Origin of the sequence: Luteimonas soli (assembly GCF_042648865.1) — a bacterium.
Lineage (GTDB): Bacteria > Pseudomonadota > Gammaproteobacteria > Xanthomonadales > Xanthomonadaceae > Luteimonas > Luteimonas soli.
In genome coordinates this window covers 111,378-130,065 of record NZ_JBHRYA010000012.1, presented here as the reverse complement: position 1 = coordinate 130,065, position 18,688 = coordinate 111,378, and the positions used below count along the sequence as shown (strand labels likewise).

Here is an 18,688-nt window from a genome sequence, read left to right as displayed (position 1 = left end):
GTGCTTTTGCTCGTCATCCCCGCTTTCGCGGGAGTGACGGCGAATTCAGAAACTCCTTGGCAAGCTCTGGACGACCGGGTCATCCAGGTTTCACAGCCTCCTTTCCCCGCGACATTCCCCCGATGGAGCATCCGATGACAAACCGCATTCTGTTCACCACCACCGTGCTCGCCGCCGCGATCGCCATGGCCGGCTGCAAGCCGTCGACCGACGCCGCAGCGCCTGAAGACTCCGCGACGCCCGCACCGGCCGTCGCGCCCGTGGCCAACGAACCGGCCGCGGACGAACATCCCACCGACGTGCTGCGCGAAGTCGACAACGCGCCCGCGCCGGAAGGCCTGGACGTGCGCGCCTTCGCCGGCAGCTTCGAGGGCACCCTGCCCTGCGCCGACTGCCCCGGCATCGACAGCACGCTCACGCTCAACGCCGACGGCACCTATTCGCTGCACGACGCGTACCGGGAGAGCGACGGCGCCACCAACGACGTCACCGGCACCTGGACGGTCGAGGAAGCCGGCAAGCGCATCCGCCTGGACCCCAACAGCAAGCAGGACCAGGACCGCCTGTACGAAGTCGTGTCCGACGACGAACTGCGGATGCTCGACATCGACGGCAATCCGATCGAAAGCGGCCTGGACTACAGCCTGCATCGCGCGCCGGCGGCGCACTGACCGGGACGACGTGGGACGCTGGCGTCCGCCGGGCGAGAAAAGCACCGCGCTGGTCACCCCGGCCGGGCATGCGCGGCTGAAATCCGAACTCGACGACCTGTGGCGGGTGCGTCGCCCGGAAGTGGTCCGCGCCCTGACCGCCGCGGCGGCCGAGGGCGACCGCTCCGAGAACGCCGAGTACACCTACCGCAAGAAGCAGCTCGGCGAGATCGACCGCCGCGTGCGCTACCTGAGCAAGCGCCTGGAAACCCTGCGCGTGGTGGACGCCGCGCCCGCGGACCGCAGCGCGGTGTTCTTCGGCGCGCGCGTCGAGGTGGAGGACGCGGAGAGCGGCGAAGCAACGCGCTACCGCATCGTCGGACCCGACGAGACAGACGCCGCGCAAGGCTGGATCAGCATCGACTCGCCGCTCGCCCGGGCAATGCTGAAGAAGCGGACGGACGACGAGTTCGAAGCGCAGCTGCCCGGCGGAACCCGGCGATTCTTCATCGTAGCGGTGGACTACGCCCCGTAGGTCGGGGTCCCGTCCCCGACGGCTTTCTGCGGGGCGGTGGCCGCGGATCACGGGCCGAAGATCAAGAGCCGTCGGGGGCGGGACCCCGACCTACGGTCACGGGGCGCATCGGCTAAAATGGGCGTCTCGCAGTCCACACCCCTCCCCGCATGGCCTCCGCATTTGGCACCGAAATGGTGCTGGATGTCCGTCACTGGACGGACGACTACTTCAGCTTCACCACCACCCGCGACGACGGTTTCCGCTTCGACAACGGCCAGTTCGTGATGATCGGGCTGGAGGTCGGCGGACGTCCGCTGCTGCGCGCTTACTCGATCGCCAGCGCGAACTGGGAGGAGCAGCTGGAGTTCTTCAGCATCAAGGTGCCCAACGGCCCGCTGACCTCGCGCCTGAAGGACATCCGCCCCGGCGACAGCGTGCTGGTCGGCCGCAAGCCCACCGGCACCCTGCTGATCCACGACCTGCATGCCGGCCGCAACCTGTACCTGTTCGGCACCGGCACCGGCCTGGCGCCGTGGCTGGCGATCATCAAGGACCCGGACACCTACGAGCGCTTCGAGCGCGTCGTGCTCTGCCACGGCGTGCGCAACGCCGGCGACCTTGCCTACCGCGACTACATCGTCAACGAGCTGCCGCGGCACGAGTTCCTCGGCGAGCAGATATCGAAGCAGCTGCTGTACTACCCGACCGTCTCGCGCGAGGACTTCGCCTTCGACGGCCGCGACCAGCGCGGGCGCCTGACCACCCTGCTCGACAGCGGCCGCATCGCCGCCGACCTCGGCCTCGACCCGCTCGACGCCGTGCACGACCGCGCCATGATCTGCGGCGGCCCGCAGATGCTGGCCGACTTCCGCAACCTGCTCGACGCCCGCGGCTTCACCGCCGCCCCGCGCATCGGCGTGCCCGGCCAGTACGTGTTCGAGCGCGCCTTCGTCGAAAAGTAGGTCGCCCCCCCGACACCACGGATGCAAGGCCGAAGACCCGCATCAAGGCGCGGCCGGCCAGCAAATCACCGGCCAGCACCGTATGCTCCCCCCATCCGACAAGGGGACGGGGAATGAAAACGATGCTGATCGCGGCCTGCATGGCCGCCGTGCTGTGCCTGCTGCCCGCCATGCCGGCTGGCGCCGGCGAAGACCTTCCGCCGCAGCCACGTCCCGGCGACATCCCGCCCGACGTGCTCGGCAACGACCGCGACGGCAACCCGGTCACGGTGAGCCAGTACCGCGGAAAGGTCGTGATCGTCACCTTCTGGGCCTCCTGGTGCGGGCCGTGCAGGCGCGAGTTGCCCGTGCTGGGCAAGGTGCAATCCATCGTCGGGCGCGATCACCTGGAAGTGATCGCGGTCAACTTCAAGGAAGACCGGCGCGACTTCAACGCCGTGATCCGCGCCAACAAGGACATCGACCTGCGCTACATCCGCGATCCCAAGGGCCGGATCAGCGACAGCTACGGCGTGAAAGCGCTACCGAACATGTTCATCGTCGACGTCGACGGCAAGGTCGCCCACGTCCATCGCGGCTACTCGGAAGAGATGATCGACGGCTTCATCCAAGAAATGCTCGCACTGCTGCCGCCGGAAGCGCTGGCGAAACCCGCCAACGGCTGACGCCGACGGCCCTACCGCTCGCCGTACTGGAGCCAGATGTCGGCCAGCGATTCGCTCTCGAACACCTTCGCCTCGATGCCGGCATCGCGCGCGAAGATCTCGCAGAACTCCACCTGCTGCAGCCCCAGCGGCTTGGCGTGGGCGATCCTCAGCTTCTCCAGCCCTTCGCCCTGCATGCTGGCCACCAGGGTCAGCCAGTCGGATTCGCCCAGCGGTTCGCCGATCATCTCGTCGACCAGCAGCAGCGAGGCCGCGCCGCACTCGCGGGCCTCGCGGGCGATCGCGCGCCAGTAGGCCAATGTGGTGTCGAGGCTGGATTCGCCGGCGACATGGGCACGCAGCCCCGAACCGTGCGGCGTGATTTCCAGGCGATAGCGATCGTTCGACGCAGCCATGGCTCAGCCCAGCGCCTGTTCGATGTCGCCTGCCAGCGACTCGGGCTTGTCGGCCGGCGCATAGCGCCTGATCGCCCGCCCGTCGCGACCGACGAGGAACTTGCTGAAGTTCCACTTGATCGCGTCGATGCCGAGCAGGCCGCCCTTCTCCTTCTTCAGCCATTTCCACAGCGGATGCGCGCCGTCGCCGTTGACGTCGACCTTGGAGAACATGGGGAAGTCGACGTCGTAGGTCAGCGAACAGAAATTCCTGATCGCAGCCTCGTCGCCCGGCTCCTGGTGGCCGAACTGGTCGCAGGGGAATCCGAGCACCACCAGGCCGCGGTCGCGGTAGTCGCGCCACAACTTCTGCAGGCCTTCGTACTGCGGCGTGAAGCCGCACTGCGAGGCCACGTTGACCACCAGCAACACCTTTCCGGCGTAGTCCGAGAGAGGCTTGTCGTGGCCGTCGATGTCGACGGCCGAAAAATCGTGGGCGGTAGTCATGGCGCGGGGTCCCTTTGCGTTCGTGGCATATCTCACCGCGTCGGCCGGCAAGTCGCAAGCCCCGCGGAAGCCCTCAATCCCTCGCACGGCAAAGCCGCGCCCATGCGGCCACCGCACGCCGCACAAGCGGACGCGCGCCGCAGGTCGAGGCTTGCGCCCCCGATGCGCGAAGGCCGCGACTTGCGACACCGCCGCCGCGCCACCACAATCGCCCGATGCAGCCGCCCGAGCCGGATCACGCCGTATCGCTCGCCAGCCAGTACCTGCACATCCGGGTCCTGCTGGGCATGGTGGTCGGCCTCGGCCTGACCCACCTGTTGCGCCACTTCGCCCGCATCATCGACCGTCCCGTGCGCGAACGCGTCTATTGGGTGCACCTGCTGTGGGCGGTGTCGATGTTCCTGTACCTGCTGCACTTCTGGTGGTGGGAATTCCGCCTGGTCAACATGGTGCACTGGACGTTCCTGCTGTACCTGTTCATCGCCCTGTACGCGCTGCTGCTGTACCTGCTGTGCGCGATCATCTTCCCCGACAGCCTCGACGGCTACCGCGACTACCGGGATTACTTCTTCTCGCGACGCAAGTGGTTCTTCGGCCTGCTCGGGCTGGCCTACGTCGTGGACCTGGCCGACACCTGGATCAAGGGCCGAGGCTACTTCGAAGGCTTCGGCCCGGAGCTCGAGTTGCGCAGCCTCGCCTACGTGGTGCTGTGCGCGATCGCGATGATCACCCCGAACCGCCGCTTCCACGCCGTGTTCGTGATCGCCAGCCTCGCCTACCAGGTTTCCTGGATCGTCCGCCAGTTCGAGACACTGTAGGCCGCGATCTCGCGCAGGAGCTGAGTGGCGTCTTGGTATTCCGGCATGACGCCCTGCGTCTACCCGTAACACCCCCACGGCGCGCCGTAGGTCGGGGCTATGCCCCCGACGCCCACGCCATCCCGTAGCCGTCGCACCATCCACGCCGGGAAAGCCGTCGGGGGTGTAGCCCCGACCTACGTCGGCCTCGGCGTTGTCGTCTTCGCGGGGAAGTCGGCGATGCGCCACAGGTACAGGCTGGCGTACGTCCGGTAGGGACCCCAGCTTTCGCCGCGCGCGGCCAGTTCCTTCGGGGTGGGCATGGCGTCGAGCCGGTCGACCTCCTGGGCACCCTTGCGGATGCCCAGGTCGTCCACGGGCAGCACGTCGGCGCGTCCGAGACGGAACATCAGCATCATCTCGACCGTCCAGCGGCCGATGCCGCGGATCGGCACGAGCGCGGCGATGATGTCGTCTTCGGCCATCGTGGACATGCGCCGCAGGTCGGGTATCTCGCCGCGCGATTCACGCAGGGCCAGGTCGCGAAGGGCGAGCGCCTTGTTGCCCGAAACGCCGCAGGCACGCAGGCTGGCGTCGTCGACGCGGCCCAGCGTGTCGCAGTGGAAGCGTTCGCTGCCGATGGCCTGCTCGACGCGGCCGACGATGGTCGCGGCCGCCTTGCCGCTGAGCTGCTGGTAGAGGATCGCGCGCGCGAGCGCATCGACCGGGTCGAACGACTTGCGCCAGCGCGCGTCCGCGTCGATCGGGCCGATCCGCTTCATCCACTTGCCAAGCTTGCGGTCGCGCCGGGCCAGGTGCGCGAATGCTTCCTGCGTATCGAAACCGCGCCTGTAGCGTGGCATCGGGTTATTTCCGCAGGACGTCGACGGCCCAGGCCAGCCACGCCACGATCAGCAGCGAGCCGCCGAACGGTGCGGTGCGCGCCGCTGCGCCGGTGAAGTGCGCGGCGACCAGGCCGCCGGAAAACAGCAGCGTGCCGGCCAGGATGGCAACGAGTGCGAACACGGCCACGCGCCGCTTCGCCTGGCGCGAGAGCGCGGCCAGTGCGAGGCCGTGACCGAAGGCGATGGCCGCGCCGACCAGCAGCGCGGCCTGCCCCGCGCCGACCGCGACATGCGACGCATAGGCCGACAGCCCCACCGATGCGGCGGCCAGGACGGCGCCGGCGAAGGCCAGCGAACGCTGCGCGGCGCCCGGGCCCGGAACCGCGGCCGTTGAGGTGGAATCGATCATGCAATCCCCGGAAACGCAGCACGCCGCACCATGGGATGCGGCGTGCCGGTCAACATCATCGAACCAACGAGCCTACTTCAGGGTCCAGTAGACCTCGTATTCGCCCTCGGCGGTGAACGCCTGGTCGATGCCGTTCTTGTAGATCTCGTAGGGACGGCCAACGACGTCGTCGCCCTGGGTCAGCGCCCAGGCACGCAGCGCATTGCGGACATTGTCCAGTTCGGCCATGAAGCCGGTGTAGTAGGTCATCGCCACGCGGCCGGGCTCGGTCTGCACGTACTCGACCGGGGCACCATCCGGAATCTTGACATCCAGCGGTTCGCCGGCGGCGACCACGGGGGTCTGGGTGTCGACGACGAACGTCGGCTCGTCGCCGTCCTGCTCGGCGGCGGTGGCGGTCTTCTCGTCCTCGTTCTCGTCGCCGTTTCCTGCGTCCTCGTCCGCGCCGGAGCCGGCCTTGCGCACCGGCTGGGCGATGTCGAAGGTGTAGTTCTCGCGGCCGAGTTCGGTGGAGATGATGCGCATCGGGCCCGCGGCCACCAGGCCGTTGGCGTCCATGGTGCGCTTGATCCACTCCATGTTGGACTTCATCGACGTCTTGATCTTCTCGTTGTTGCGCTCGATCGAGCCCGCCTTGACGACCAGCAGGTCCTCGGCCGGGCGCTCCATCACGGCCATGCCGCGCATCTTGCTGCCCTTCACGGCGTAATCGACGTTCGGCACGGAAGCCAGCATGCTGCTCAGGCGCGTCAGGCCCAGCTTCATGTCGTCGCCGACGTGGCGGCTGACGTAGAGACCGGCGTAGCGACCGATCAGGTTCCAGCCGTACTCGACGTCGTAGGTCTGGGTGATCTCGACGTTGCGCTTGACCGCACCGCGGCCGGTCGGGGTCAGGGTGAACTCGGTGACCTTGTCATGGCCGCGACGCTGGTCCTCGATCGCGTACTTGACGCTCTTGCGCGGGACCGACTCGATCAGCTCCCAGCTGCCTTCGCCAACCTGCTTGACGTCCGACGTCCAGGTCAGCTTGGCGCCGACACCCGACGCCGGGCCGGACAGGTCGAAATCCGCCTGCGGGTCGCGCAATGCCAGGGCGTTCCAGTCCGTGAAGCGGCGCAGGCTGTTGAGCGTGTCGAACACGATCGTCATCTTGCGGTTGGTTTCGACACTTTCACTCAGGTGCCGGCTGGACGGCAGGACAAGGCCCACGAGCAGCATCAGGGCAGCAACGATCGCAAGCGAAATCAGGATCTCGATGAGACGGGTCATTCAGGGTTCTCCAGGACCATTTCCGGCCGGGCCGGGCGCAGACGGGCAATCGTAGCAATTTGAGCGGGCACGGGCGAGACATCCGCGGGAGATGGGCATGACGCGGCGCCCGCATGCCCCCACGGGGCACGTAGGGCGGGTCTTGACCCGCCATCAACGGAGGCAGGCGGGCGTGGCGGGTCAAGACCCGCCCTACGATCAGACCAGCTGCAGCTCGAAGGCCTTGAGCACGGCCCGGGTGCGGTCGCGCACGCCGAGCTTGGACAGGATGTTCGACACGTGGTTCTTGATCGTGCCCTCGGCCACGCCCAGCGAATTGGCGATCTCCTTGTTGGAGAAGCCCGAGGCCATCAGCCGCAGGATTTCGGTCTCGCGGTCGGTAAGCGGGTCGGGCCGGTCGAGGCTGACGAAGTCGTTGCGCATGTGCTCCAGGCCCGACAGCAGGCGCTGGGTCACCGCCGGCTGGACCAGCGATCCGCCCTCGGCCACGGTGCGGATCGCGCCGACCAGCTGTTCCAGGGAGACGTCCTTGAGCAGGTAGCCCTTGGCACCGGCCTTCAGCCCGGCCAGCACCAGCTGGTCGTCGTCGAAGGTGGTCAGGATGATGGTTGGCGGCAGCGCATTCAGGTGCGCCAGGGCCTGCAGCGCCTCCAGGCCGGACATCACCGGCATGCGCATGTCCATCAGCACCACGTCGGGCTTGACCTGCGGCACCAGTTCCACCGCCTGCCGGCCGTCGTTCGCCTCGGCCACCACCTCGATGCCGTCGTCGAGCGCCAGCAGCGAGCGGATGCCCTGCCGTACCAGGGTTTGATCGTCCACCAGACACACGCGGATCATGTCGTTGCCTCCCAATCCTTCGAATCATGGCGCCCCGCGCACGGGATGCCCGCGGTGCAGGATGCACCCTCGACCACGCTGCATGCCGGCACCATGCCGCTCATGTCGCGGCAACCGGCCGCGGCGGCGCCGGCTTGCCGAGCCCCGCGCCGCTCCCGCGCGGAAGGCGCAGGTTCAGGGCAAAGCCCTGCCCCGGCGCGGATTCGACTTCCAGCTCGCCGCCATAGCTCGCCAGCCGCTCGCGCATGCCGGCCAGGCCGTTGCCGGCGTTCGGGTTCTCGGTGCCACGGCCGTCATCGCGCGCCTGCAGGCGGATCGCATCGCCGTCCCAGGCGTAGCGCAGCCGCAGCATCTGCGCCTGGGCGTGGCGCACGGCGTTGGTGATGATCTCCTGGGTGCAGCGCAGCAGGACGTGGGCGCGCTCGGGGTCGTCGAGCAGGAAGGGCCTGGGCATGACCATGTCGATGCGCAGCCCGGGCACGTTGTCGGCCAGCGGCAGCAGGGTCGCGGACATGTCGATCGCATCGTTGCCGCGGATCTGGTTGACCGCCTCGCGCACGTCGGAGAGCAGCAGCCGCGCCAGGGTGTGGGCCTGGCCGACGTGCTCGTGCGCCTTGCCCTCGGTGATGTGGCTGGCGACTTCCAGGTTCAGGCTCAGCGCGGTGAGGTGGTGGCCGAGCAGGTCGTGCAGCTCGCGCGAGATGCGGGTGCGCTCGTTGACCCGCGCGCTTTCGGCCAGCAGCGCGCGGGTGGCGCGCAGCTCGGCATTCAGCCGGCGTTGCTCATCGCGGGCCTGGGCTTGCTGGCGGGCGACCATGCTGGTGACGAAGACGAAGCCGGTCACCCCGAAGTACAGCACCGCCTGCATCACCGCTTCGCCCCAATACATGCCCAGGCCGCGCATGTATACCGGCACGATCACGAATTCGCACAGCACCAGCAGCGCCACGCCCACCGACAACGGCAGCAGCCAGGGCAGCACGCAGGCCACCACCATCAGCAGGATGCTGCCCAGGCCGCTGGCGCTGTAATAGCTGATCGCGATGGCGCTGCCGGTCAGCAGCACCAGCAGCAGGTAATCGAGCGCACCGGCCCGGCGCGCGCTCAGCGCCCGGGTCAGCCAGGCGTAGCTGAAGCCGAAGATCGCCCAGGCCAGCCAGGCCTGCCAGCCCAGGGCCGCGGCCACCACCAGTTCGTCGCCCTGGTCCACCGGCAGCGACAGCAGCAGCAGCGGCAGCCCCACGACGGCCCACGTGAACAGGCCGGCGAAGCGCAGCAGGCGGCTGTGGTCGAGGTGCGTGAACATACCCCATGGTAGGCGCAAAGCTGCGCGAAACGACCGTCCGAAAGTCATGCCGGCGACGGTCGCGGAAGTCGCCCCCGCGGGCCGGCCGTGCGATAATCGCGGCCGCGGCCAAGCGCCCGTTTCGTTATATCCGGCCGATGCCGCACTTTTGAAGCAAGGGAGTCAGGAATGTCGATTGTCGTCCGCGACGTGCGCGAGCACGAGCTGGATTCCATCCTTGCCCTGAACAACGCCGCCGGCCCCGCCATCCTGCCCCTCGATGCCGCGAGGCTGCGCCGGTTCTTCGACACCGCCGAGTATTTCCGCGTGGCCGTGCGCGACGGCACGCTGTCGGGCTTCCTGGTGGGTTTCGGCTCCGAAAGCGGCCACGACAGCAGCAATTTCCGCTGGTTCGGCGAGCGCTACGAGCGCTTTTTCTACATCGACCGCATCGTGGTCGCCAGCCGCCGCCGCGGAGGCGGCCTGGGCCGCGCGTTCTACGCCGACGTGCAGAGCTACGCCGAGCTGCGCTACCCGCAGATGGCCTGCGAGGTGTTCGTCGAGCACGACAGCGACCCGGCGCGCGTGTTCCACGGCAGCTTCGGCTTCCACGAGGTCGGCCAGCACGTGATGCCCGGGACCACCGACGAGCCGTCCGGCATCCGCGCCTCGATGCTGATCAAGGAATTGTGCAGCTACGCCTGGGTGCGCGAACACTACGGCGATGAACTGCCCAACGCCCCGTGGCTGACCCGGCCGCGCCCGCCGGCCCCCGCGCCCCACCGCGCGACGGGGACCTGAGCGTGGCATCGCCTTCGGCACACCCGGCCCACGACTACGAGCCCGCCGGCGAACTCAAGATCGGCCAGGTCGGCATCGCCAACCTGCGCGTGCGCACCCTCGACGTCGCCCGGCTGGCCGCGGAAATGGCCGACCGGGTCAAGCGCGCGCCCAAGCTGTTCGCCCGCGCCGCGGTGATCGTCGATTTCGGCGGCCTGGCCGCCACCCCGGACGCCGCCTCCGCCCGTGCGCTGCTCGACGGCCTGCGCGAAGCCGGCGTGCTTCCGGTGGCGCTGGCCTGGGGCAGCAGCGACAACGAAAAGCTGTCGGTGGAACTTGGCCTGCCGCTGCTGGCCAAGTTCCGCGCGCAGTACGAACCCACCGCCGGAGCGGCCGCAGGGGCGGCGGAAGCCGCGACCCCGGCAGCCCGGCAGCCGGTCGCGGCTTCCACTGCTCCTGCCAAGGCGGAAGCCAAGGCCCGCCCCGCCCCCGCCGGCCAGCCCGGCCTCATCCAGGCCACCCCGGTGCGCTCGGGCCAGCAGGTCTACGCCGACAACCGCGACCTGACCGTGCTGACCACGGTCGGCGCCGGCGCGGAGGTCATCGCCGACGGCTCGGTGCACATCTACGGCGCCCTGCGCGGCCGCGCGCTGGCCGGCGCGCAGGGCGACGAAAAGGCACGTATCTTCTGTCGTGCGTTCCACGCCGAGCTGGTGGCCATCGCCGGCAACTACAAGGTGCTGGAAGACATCCCGAAGGAACTGCACGGCAAGCCGGTGCAGGTCTGGCTGGAAAACGAAGAGTTGAAGATCGCGGTGCTGGAGTGAGCGTGGGCCGGTGGCGGTGGCCCACGAAACAGGGGGTCCAACGATCGCAGGCGCGCGCCCTTTTGCACGCCGATAACCAATCGCTAACCACGAATCATCGATAACCATCCCCGGCTCCACCACCAACAAGAATCACGGAGAAATCCTTTGGCTGAAATCATCGTAGTCACATCGGGCAAGGGCGGCGTCGGCAAGACCACCAGCAGCGCCAGCCTGGCGTGCGGACTGGCGCGCCGCGGCAAGAAGGTCGTGGTGATCGACTTCGACGTCGGCCTGCGCAACCTCGACCTGATCATGGGCTGCGAACGCCGCGTGGTGTACGACTTCGTCAACGTCACCCAGGGCGAAGCCTCGCTGCGCCAGGCGCTGATCAAGGACAAGCGCTTCGAGAACCTGTACGTACTGGCCGCCTCGCAGACCCGCGACAAGGACGCGCTGACCAAGGAAGGCGTGGAGAAGGTGCTCAAGGACCTGGCCGACGACGATTTCGACTACATCATCTGCGACTCGCCGGCCGGCATCGAGAAGGGCGCGTTCCTGGCGATGTACTTCGCCGACAAGGCCGTGGTGGTGGTGAACCCGGAAGTGTCCAGCGTGCGCGACTCCGACCGTATCCTGGGCCTGCTCGACTCCAAGACCCGCCACGCCGAGGACGGCGAATCGATCAGCGCCTACCTGCTGCTGACCCGCTACAACCCGCAGCGCGTGGACGGCGGCGAGATGCTGTCGGTCAAGGACGTCGAGGAAGTGCTCGGCCTGAAGACGATCGGCGTGATCCCCGAGTCCGGCGACGTGCTCAACGCCTCGAACAAGGGCGAGCCGGTGATCCTGGACATGGAATCGGCGGCCGGCCAGGCCTACGACGACGCGGTTGCGCGGCTGATGGGCGAGGAGCGGCCCATGCGCTTCACCCAGCTGGAGAAGAAAGGATTCTTCAGCAAGATCTTCGGGGGTTGAGGCATGGGCATGTTCGATTTCCTGAAGGCGAAGAAGAACACCGCCTCCATCGCCAAGGACCGCCTGCGCATCATCATCGCCCAGGAGCGCACCAACCGCAGCGCGCCGGACTACCTGCCCCTGCTGCAGCGCGAACTGCTGGAAGTGATCCGCAAGTACGTCAGCGTCGACGTCGACGCGGTGAAGGTGGACGTGGTGAAGGACGGCGAGCATGACGTGCTCGATATCTCGGTCGCCCTGCCGGAAGGGCGCGCGGCGACGGCCTGACAAAACCCTGCCTCTTCAAGAGCCCGAGCCAGAAGCCCTCCCCTTCAAGAGCCCGAGCCAGAAGCCCTCCCCTTCAAGGGGAGGGTTGGGTGGGGATGGGTTTCCCATCCGTCGCAATGAACTTACGCATGCCCCGCACCGAAGCCCATCCCCACCCCGACCCTCCGGAGGGAGCAAGGCCCGGCTCCCTTGAAGGAGAGGGAGCGGAGCGCAACGTGCTGCGGTTGCGCGACATTTCCTTCGCGGACGCCACCACCCTCCTCTCCCGCTACGACCTGCAACTTCAACGCGTAGCAGACGACGCGTCCATCCCCGGCAGCTACTGGGGCGACTGCGAAGCCGGCCTGATCGGTGCAACCGTGCATGCGCGCGGCGACACCCCGGTGCACTCGCTGCTGCACGAAGCCTGCCACCTGATCGTGCTGCCGCCCGAACGGCGCTCGGCCGTGCATACCGACGCCACCGATTCGGTCGAGGAAGAAGACGCCGTCTGCCTGCTGCAGGCATTGCTCGGCGACATGCTGCCCGGCGTTGGCCGCGCGCGCGTGCTGGCCGACATGGATGCCTGGGGCTACACGTTCCGGCTCGGCTCGGCGGCGGCGTATTTCGAACGCGATGCCGATACCGCCTGGGCCTGGCTGGTCGAACGCGGCCTGGTCGCGGCCGACCGTACGCTGCGCCTGCCTGGCTGACCTTCCAACCGCCGCCCGCGGCGTGCGAAGGCTGGTCAGCTGCCGGCAAGTGCCGGCCCCAGGTCCAGCGTCACCCGCGTGCCGCGCGGCGTGCGCGGCTCGATCTCCAGCCGCCAGCCAAGGTGTTCGCACAGCCGCGCGATCAGGTCCAGGCCGATGCCCGATCCATTGCGCCCGCCGTCGCCGCCGCGCGCCATCCGCGCGTAGATGATGCTGATTTCCTCCGGCGACATGCCGTGGCCGGGGTCCTCGATCACCACCACGCCGCCGCGCTCGAGCGCGATCGAGATCGTGCCGCGGTCGCTGTTCTCGATCGCGTTGCGCAGCAGGTTGCCGATGGCGGCCTGCACGATGGCCAGCGGCGCCAGCAGCTCGCAGGCGGGCAGCGGCCGCACGTCCAGCTCGAGATCCTTGTCGGCGCACAGGTGGAGGTGGTCGTCGACGATCTCCGGCAGCAGCTGGTCGAGGCGGAACTGGTCGCTGACCTGGGCCAGGCGCTGCGGGTCCTTGGCCAGCACCAGCAGCAGCGATAGCAGCTGCTCCACGCCGCGCGCGGTGCGCAGGATGCGCGAGAGCTGGTTGCGTACCGCATCGGGCGTGCCCGGCTGGTCGAGCGCCAGTTCGCTCGCGCCCGCGATCACCGCCACCGGCGTGCGCAACTCGTGGCTGCTGCTGTCGATGAAGGCGCGCTCGCGCTCGACGAAGCGCTCGTTGCGGGCGAGGTAGTCGTTGACCGCGTCGGAGATCACCACCAGCTCCGAACTCGCGCGACGCCCGACCGCCACGCGCTGGCCGCCGCGATCAGGCCGCAGGGCGGCGATGTCGCGTGCCAGGTCGGCCAGCGGCTTGACCAAACGCCCGAGGCCCCAGGCGACCAGCAGACCGGCGATCAGCAGGCCGCCGAGCGCGGAACCGGCCATCAGCACGGTCAGATGCTGCTCGCGCTGCTCGAACTCGGTGATGTCCAAGGTAAGCACCAGCCGGCGCCCGTCGACGTCCCTCACCAGCGCGACGCGTTGCCCGCCGTCGACGCGGACTTCGTCATGGATCCCGGGGGACAGCCGGGCGAGGCGGGCCGGCACCGTTGCGCCCGGCTCGCCGTACAGCGCCACGTCCTCGGTGTCGCGCCACCGGTAATCGGGGTCCTCCGCGGCGCGGCGCAGGTAGTGGTCCAGCTCGGACTGCAGCAGCGAGGTCCAGACCAGCTTCTCGGCGCGCTCGTTGACCACGTTGCCGTGGTAGACCACCGCCAGCGACAGCAGCAGCATGTACGCCACCACCAACAGCGTGATGCGCAGGCGCAGGCCGGTCCTACGCATCGCCGGCATCTTCCGCATCAACGGCCGCCAGGCGGTAGCCAACGCGCGGCAGGGTCTGGATCAGCTTGGTTTCGAATGGCGCGTCGACGCTGCGCCGCAGCTCGTAGACGTGCGAACGCAGCATGTCGCCGTCCGGCGGATCGTCGCCCCACAGCGCGTATTCGAGCCGGTCGCGCGTGACCGCGGCCGGGCTGGCCTGCATCAGCACTTCCAGCAGCTTGCGGCCGGCGGGAAACAGGTGCAGGCGGCGACCCGCGCGGGTCGCTTCAAGCGTGGCCAGGTCCAGGCGCAGGTCGGCGACTTCAAGCACGCGCCGGACCCGGCCGCTGGCGCGCGCGAGCAATGCCTCGAGCCGCACCTCCAGCTCCGGCAGCGCGAACGGCTTGGTGAGGTAGTCGTCGGCGCCGGCGCGGAAGCCGGCGATCTTGTCGGGCAGCTCATCCCGCGCGGTGAGCATGATCACCGGCGTGTCCCGGCCGTGCTCCTCGCGCAGGCGGCGCAGCACCCCCGGGCCGTCGAGGCCGGGCAGCATCCAGTCGAGCACGATCACGTCGTGGGCCTGCGTGCTGGCCAGGTGCAGGCCGGTCACGCCGTCGGGCGCGGCGTCGAGCACGTGGCCGCGCGCTTCGAAGTAATCAAACAGGTTGGCGACGAGATTGCGGTTGTCCTCGATGACCAGCAGTCGCATGCAATTGCTCCCCGGCCTCGACGGGGCCTGGCATCCGCGCAGGATCGCACCTGCGATGTCGGAATTGCATGGACATCGGTCGCGCTTAACGCCGCTCCAACCCGCGTCCTACCGCGCTCCGACACCCGCGCCGCCAATCTGCCGCGCAGCCGGGCGACCGCCCCCGGCCGGACGAGTGACCACCTTGATCGATCGATACCTGCCTGCCCGTCGTGCGCCGGCGCAGATCCACGGCCCCGGCACCGACCTGCCAGGCCCCGCCCGGCGCCGGGGCAGCGCCGGCGGCAGCGTCCGGATCCTGCAATCGGGCATGCCGGCATGGCTTGCGTGGCAGCTGCTGCTGCCGCTGGCGGTGTTCGTCGCGGCCAACTTCGTGCTGCTCCAGCTCGGCGGCGACCGCTGGCTGGCCGGCCACCTCTACCTGTGGGAAGGCGGCCACTGGGCGCTGAAGGACGGCTTCGTCACCAGCACGCTGGTCCACGAGGGCGGCAAGCGCCTGAGCGTGCTCGCCTGGCTGGGCGTGGTGGCCTGCGCGGCCGTCGCCTGGTGCAGGCCTCGATGGCGGTCGTGGCGCCGGCCGCTGCTGTACCTGGCGCTGGCGGTGCTGCTGTCGACCTCGGTCGTGGCCTGGATGAAGTCCTGGACGCACGTCGACTGCCCCTGGGACCTGGTCGGCTTCGGCGGCACGCGCAGCTACCACGACCTGCTCGCCGCCCTGCCCGCGCATGCGCCGCGCGGGCGCTGCTTCCCCGCCGGCCACGCCAGCGCGGGCTATGCGTGGGTGGCGCTGTTTTTCTTCTTCGGCAGCACGCGCCCACGATGGCGCTGGAAAGGACTTGCCGCGGGCCTGTGCGCGGGGCTGGTGTTCGGCGTTTCCCAACAGCTGCGCGGCGCGCATTTCGCCTCGCACGATGCCTGGACATTGACGATCTGCTGGCTGGTCGCGCTGCTGCTGCATCGAGCCATGCTCGCCCGCGGCGGAGCCGCGCCGGCGCCGCGGAATGCGCCCGCCCCTGCCGATGGAGGCAGGTGATGGTCGCCTCCGACATCTTCCACCCCCTTCCGCCACGCGCACTGGCGTGGCTGCGTGCGCGGCCGACGGTCCCGACCGAAGTGTTGGCGCTGCTGGCCAGCCTGTTCTTCACCGTCGCCTGCAACCACGAGCTGTGGCACACGCTGGTCGCGGACATCCACGCGGACGCGAGGCTGCTGGTGGCGGTGTTCGTGTTCGTCACCGCGCTGCAGGCATTCCTGCTCGGGCTGGTGCTGTCGCGCTGGACGGCGAAGCCGCTGTTGACAGTGTTGTTCGTGGCCACGGCGTTCGCCGCCCACTACATCGGCAGCTTCAAGGTCTACCTGGACCCGGACATGATCCGCAATGTCCTGGAAACAGACCCGAGGGAAGCGGGCGAGCTGATCGGGGCGGGCCTGGTCCTCCCGCTGCTGGCGCTGGCGGTGCTGCCGATCGCGATGCTGTGGCGACTGCGGCTTCGACGGCGCACCCTGCCGCGCGCGCTGTGGATTCGCCTGGCCTTTCTCGTCGCCATGCTGGTGCTGGCCGCGGCGAGCGCGCTGTTCGCGTTCCAGGACCTGTCGGCGCTGGCGCGCAACCACCGCGAAGTGCGTTACCTGGTGACGCCGTCCAACTACCTGGTGTCGCTCTCGAAAGTGCTGCTGTCCACCCCGCCCGGCCCGACCAGGCCACTGCTGCCAATCGGCGAGGACGCCCGCGAACTGCCACGCGCAGCCGGGGCGCGGCCGCGCCTGCTGGTGTTCGTGCTCGGCGAAACCGTGCGCGCGCAGAACTGGGGGTTGAACGGCTACATCCGCCAGACCACGCCGGAGCTGGCGGCGATGCAGGATATCGTCAACTTCCCCGACGTCGAATCCTGCGGCACCAGCACCGCGGTCTCGGTGCCGTGCATGTTCTCGCCCTACGGCCGCCACGACTACGACGCGAAGAAGATCCGCAGCCACCAGTCGCTGCTGCACGTGCTGCAGCACGCCGGCGTGCAGGTGCTGTGGCGCGACAACCAGTCCGGCTGCAAGCGCGTATGCGACGGGCTGGCGTTCGAGTCGATGGCCGATGCCACCGACCCGGCGCTGTGCAACGGAAACCGCTGCTTCGACGAGATCCTGCTGTCCGGCCTGCAGGCGCGGCTCGCGCCCGACGGCCGCGACCGCATCGTCGTGCTGCACATGCTCGGCAACCACGGGCCGGCGTACTACCAGCGCTACCCGCCGGCCTTCCGCCACTTCACCCCGGCCTGCGACACCGAGCAGCTGGGCAATTGCAGCCGCCGGGAAATCGTCAACAGCTACGACAACGCGGTGCTGTATGCCGACCATGTCCTCGCCCGCACGATCGACCTGCTGCGGAACCAAGCCGATTACGACACCGCATTGATCTACGTGTCCGACCACGGCGAGTCGCTGGGCGAGAACCGCCTGTACCTGCACGGCGTGCCGCGCGCGATCGCTCCCAGCCAGCAGACCCGGGTGCCGATGGTGATGTGGTTCTCGCCCGGATTCGCGCGCCAGGAGGGACTCGACCTGGAATGCATGCGGCACATTGCGGACGAGCCGGCCAGCCACGACAACCTGTTCCCCACCATCCTGGGCATGTTCCAGGTCCAGACCGGCATCTACGACCCGAAATCGGACCTGCTGCGCCGCTGCGAGCACGCACTGAGATGAGCAAGGATGCGTTCGCCAAGGTTCCAGAAGTCACCCTCGGGTTCTGGATCGTCAAGGTGCTGGTCACCACGCTTGGCGAAACCGGTGGCGACGCGATCACGATGTCGATGCAGCTCGGCTATGCGGCCGGTACCGCGATCTTCCTGGTGCTGTTCGCCGCCGCGGTTGCGGTGCAGGTTCGCGCCGAGCGCTTCCACCCCTTCCCGTACTGGGCGGCCATCATAATGTCCACGACCGTCGGCACCACGCTGGCTGACCTGGTCGACCGCTCACTGGGGATCGGTTACGCGGGCGGCAGCACTTTGCTCGTCCTGCTCCTGCTGGCCTCGCTCGCACTGTGGAAGCGCAGTACGGGCTCGATCGACATGGGCAGCGTCGCCTCTACCAGGTCCGAGGCGTTCTACTGGGTGACCATCGCGTTCTCGCAGACCTTGGGCACCGCCCTCGGCGACTGGACCGCGGATTCGGCCGGGCTCGGCTATGCGGGCAGCGCGGTGCTGTTCGGGTCGCTGCTGTTGCTGGTCGCGCTGGCGTACTTCAGGACATCCATCTCGCGTACCGTGCTGTTCTGGGCCGCTTTCGTCCTCACCCGGCCGCTCGGCGCAGTGGTCGGCGACTTCCTCGACAAGCCGCTGCAGCACGGCGGCCTGGGGCTGAGTCGCTATGTCGCCAGCGTGGTGCTGCTGGCACTGGTCGTGATGCTGGTGATGGCGCTTCCACAGCGACCAGCACGACGCGCACACTGATCGCCGCCCGATGCGTCGTGGCACCGCGTCGACGGGCCTGCGCGGAATATCGACCACGCCACGGCCCCCAGCGAACCGAGCGGAGGAACGGAAATGAACCACGGCATGGGCTGGTTCCACTGGGCGCTGCTTTCGGCCTGCTTCGCGGCGCTCACCGCGATCTTCGCCAAGCTCGGCCTGCAGCGCGTCGATTCGGATTTCGCCACGTTGATCCGAACGGTGGTGATCGTGGTGGTGCTGGCGGCCTTCGTCGCGGCGACGGGCAAGATGAGCAACCCGCTGGCGCTGCCGCCATCGACGCTGGGATTCCTGGTGCTCTCGGCGCTGGCGACAGGCGCTTCCTGGGTCTGCTACTTCCGCGCGCTGCAGATCGGCAACGCCTCGCAGGTCGCGCCGGTGGACAAGCTCAGCGTGGTGCTGGTGGCGGTGTTCGCATTCGCGTTCCTGCATGAGCGGCCCAGTCCGCGCGAATGGCTCGGGATCGCGCTGGTCGGCGCCGGCGTCCTGGTGCTGGGCTTCCGCCGCTAGCCCGCGCATTGCGGCGGCGCCCCTTGCGACCGCCACGGCCACGCACTAGCCTGCAGCCTTCCTGCCA

Annotated in this window: 23 protein-coding genes; 14 read left to right on the top strand and 9 right to left on the bottom strand. The window is 68.7% G+C overall.

Translation table 11 applies throughout. From position 1 onward, the window contains the following. The first annotated feature begins 134 nt into the window (after window positions 1-134). The 4 genes from ACFONC_RS15225 (at window position 135) to ACFONC_RS15210 (ending at window position 2,794) form a co-directional block, all read left to right on the top strand. Window positions 135-671: a copper resistance protein NlpE gene (locus tag ACFONC_RS15225; RefSeq protein ID WP_386745493.1), complete on the top strand. Its 537-nt coding sequence runs from the start codon at window positions 135-137 to the stop codon at window positions 669-671. Between the two features lie 10 nt (window positions 672-681). Beyond that, entirely contained in the window at window positions 682-1,185 is a 504-nt protein-coding gene (greB, locus tag ACFONC_RS15220; RefSeq protein ID WP_386745491.1) for a transcription elongation factor GreB, read from the top strand. A gap of 149 nt (window positions 1,186-1,334) precedes the next feature. Then, window positions 1,335-2,129, top strand: a complete 795-nt coding sequence (locus ACFONC_RS15215) for a ferredoxin--NADP reductase (protein WP_386745490.1) — start codon at window positions 1,335-1,337, stop codon at window positions 2,127-2,129. A gap of 113 nt (window positions 2,130-2,242) precedes the next feature. Beyond that, window positions 2,243-2,794, top strand: coding sequence for a TlpA family protein disulfide reductase (locus ACFONC_RS15210; protein ID WP_386745489.1), 552 nt, complete (start codon window positions 2,243-2,245; stop codon window positions 2,792-2,794). Window positions 2,795-2,805: 11 nt separating this feature from the next. Here the strand turns inward: ACFONC_RS15210 and ACFONC_RS15205 are convergent, their stop codons facing one another. Then, window positions 2,806-3,189 (bottom strand): hypothetical protein, encoded by a 384-nt coding sequence (locus tag ACFONC_RS15205; protein ID WP_386745488.1) that lies wholly within the window; start codon window positions 3,187-3,189, stop codon window positions 2,806-2,808. 3 nt (window positions 3,190-3,192) lie between these two features. Beyond that, entirely contained in the window at window positions 3,193-3,675 is a 483-nt protein-coding gene (locus ACFONC_RS15200) for a glutathione peroxidase (RefSeq protein ID WP_386745487.1), read from the bottom strand. A gap of 215 nt (window positions 3,676-3,890) precedes the next feature. On the opposite strand from ACFONC_RS15200, the gene ACFONC_RS15195 reads away from it, so the two are divergent. Beyond that, on the top strand, window positions 3,891-4,493 hold the full coding sequence (locus ACFONC_RS15195; RefSeq protein ID WP_386745485.1) for a hypothetical protein: 603 nt from the start codon (window positions 3,891-3,893) through the stop codon (window positions 4,491-4,493). Window positions 4,494-4,669: 176 nt separating this feature from the next. On the opposite strand, the gene ACFONC_RS15190 is transcribed toward ACFONC_RS15195, so the two are convergent. The 5 genes from ACFONC_RS15190 to ACFONC_RS15170 form a co-directional block, all read right to left on the bottom strand. Next, window positions 4,670-5,335 carry a DNA-3-methyladenine glycosylase family protein gene (locus ACFONC_RS15190; protein WP_386745484.1) on the bottom strand — a complete coding sequence of 222 codons (666 nt, stop codon included), beginning with the start codon at window positions 5,333-5,335 and terminating at the stop codon, window positions 4,670-4,672. A gap of 4 nt (window positions 5,336-5,339) precedes the next feature. Beyond that, window positions 5,340-5,726: a DUF423 domain-containing protein gene (locus tag ACFONC_RS15185; RefSeq protein WP_386745482.1), complete on the bottom strand. Its 387-nt coding sequence runs from the start codon at window positions 5,724-5,726 to the stop codon at window positions 5,340-5,342. 72 nt (window positions 5,727-5,798) lie between these two features. Then, the gene (locus ACFONC_RS15180) at window positions 5,799-6,995 is read right to left on the bottom strand and encodes an SRPBCC family protein (protein ID WP_386745481.1); all 1,197 of its coding nucleotides are present in this window, start codon (window positions 6,993-6,995) and stop codon (window positions 5,799-5,801) included. A 198-nt stretch (window positions 6,996-7,193) separates the two neighbouring features. Beyond that, a complete protein-coding gene (locus ACFONC_RS15175) occupies window positions 7,194-7,835 on the bottom strand; it encodes a response regulator (RefSeq protein ID WP_386745480.1) in 642 nt (213 codons plus the stop codon). Window positions 7,836-7,935: 100 nt separating this feature from the next. After that, window positions 7,936-9,141: a sensor histidine kinase gene (locus tag ACFONC_RS15170; protein WP_386745479.1), complete on the bottom strand. Its 1,206-nt coding sequence runs from the start codon at window positions 9,139-9,141 to the stop codon at window positions 7,936-7,938. 168 nt (window positions 9,142-9,309) lie between these two features. On the opposite strand from ACFONC_RS15170, the gene ACFONC_RS15165 reads away from it, so the two are divergent. The 5 genes from ACFONC_RS15165 to ACFONC_RS15145 all read left to right on the top strand — a co-directional run bounded on the left by ACFONC_RS15165 (window position 9,310) and on the right by ACFONC_RS15145 (window position 12,643). Continuing rightward, on the top strand, window positions 9,310-9,921 hold the full coding sequence (locus ACFONC_RS15165; protein WP_386745477.1) for a GNAT family N-acetyltransferase: 612 nt from the start codon (window positions 9,310-9,312) through the stop codon (window positions 9,919-9,921). Between the two features lie 2 nt (window positions 9,922-9,923). After that, on the top strand, window positions 9,924-10,727 hold the full coding sequence (minC, locus tag ACFONC_RS15160; RefSeq protein ID WP_386745476.1) for a septum site-determining protein MinC: 804 nt from the start codon (window positions 9,924-9,926) through the stop codon (window positions 10,725-10,727). A gap of 147 nt (window positions 10,728-10,874) precedes the next feature. Further along, window positions 10,875-11,684 carry a septum site-determining protein MinD gene (gene minD, locus ACFONC_RS15155; protein ID WP_386745474.1) on the top strand — a complete coding sequence of 270 codons (810 nt, stop codon included), beginning with the start codon at window positions 10,875-10,877 and terminating at the stop codon, window positions 11,682-11,684. Window positions 11,685-11,687: 3 nt separating this feature from the next. Beyond that, entirely contained in the window at window positions 11,688-11,951 is a 264-nt protein-coding gene (gene minE / locus ACFONC_RS15150) for a cell division topological specificity factor MinE (RefSeq protein ID WP_386745472.1), read from the top strand. Between the two features lie 215 nt (window positions 11,952-12,166). Then, a complete protein-coding gene (locus tag ACFONC_RS15145) occupies window positions 12,167-12,643 on the top strand; it encodes a hypothetical protein (protein ID WP_386745470.1) in 477 nt (158 codons plus the stop codon). Window positions 12,644-12,678: 35 nt separating this feature from the next. Here the strand turns inward: ACFONC_RS15145 and ACFONC_RS15140 are convergent, their stop codons facing one another. Together ACFONC_RS15140 and ACFONC_RS15135 are read right to left on the bottom strand one after the other, a co-directional pair. Beyond that, window positions 12,679-13,971 (bottom strand): sensor histidine kinase, encoded by a 1,293-nt coding sequence (locus ACFONC_RS15140; protein WP_449284283.1) that lies wholly within the window; start codon window positions 13,969-13,971, stop codon window positions 12,679-12,681. Then, a complete protein-coding gene (locus ACFONC_RS15135) occupies window positions 13,955-14,650 on the bottom strand; it encodes a response regulator transcription factor (protein ID WP_386745466.1) in 696 nt (231 codons plus the stop codon). Before ACFONC_RS15135 ends, ACFONC_RS15140 begins: the two co-directional genes overlap by 17 nt. A gap of 184 nt (window positions 14,651-14,834) precedes the next feature. Between ACFONC_RS15135 and ACFONC_RS15130 the strand changes: the two genes are divergently transcribed. The 4 genes from ACFONC_RS15130 (at window position 14,835) to ACFONC_RS15115 (ending at window position 18,621) form a co-directional block, all read left to right on the top strand. Further along, the gene (locus ACFONC_RS15130) at window positions 14,835-15,683 is read left to right on the top strand and encodes a phosphatase PAP2 family protein (RefSeq protein ID WP_386745464.1); all 849 of its coding nucleotides are present in this window, start codon (window positions 14,835-14,837) and stop codon (window positions 15,681-15,683) included. After that, a complete protein-coding gene (locus tag ACFONC_RS15125; protein ID WP_386745462.1) occupies window positions 15,683-17,347 on the top strand; it encodes a phosphoethanolamine transferase in 1,665 nt (554 codons plus the stop codon). The genes ACFONC_RS15130 and ACFONC_RS15125 overlap by 1 nt, the downstream gene beginning before the upstream one ends. Further along, entirely contained in the window at window positions 17,344-18,093 is a 750-nt protein-coding gene (locus tag ACFONC_RS15120; RefSeq protein WP_386745461.1) for a COG4705 family protein, read from the top strand. Before ACFONC_RS15125 ends, ACFONC_RS15120 begins: the two co-directional genes overlap by 4 nt. A gap of 93 nt (window positions 18,094-18,186) precedes the next feature. Further along, on the top strand, window positions 18,187-18,621 hold the full coding sequence (locus ACFONC_RS15115) for an EamA family transporter (protein ID WP_386745459.1): 435 nt from the start codon (window positions 18,187-18,189) through the stop codon (window positions 18,619-18,621). The last annotated feature ends 67 nt before the right edge of the window (window positions 18,622-18,688 follow it).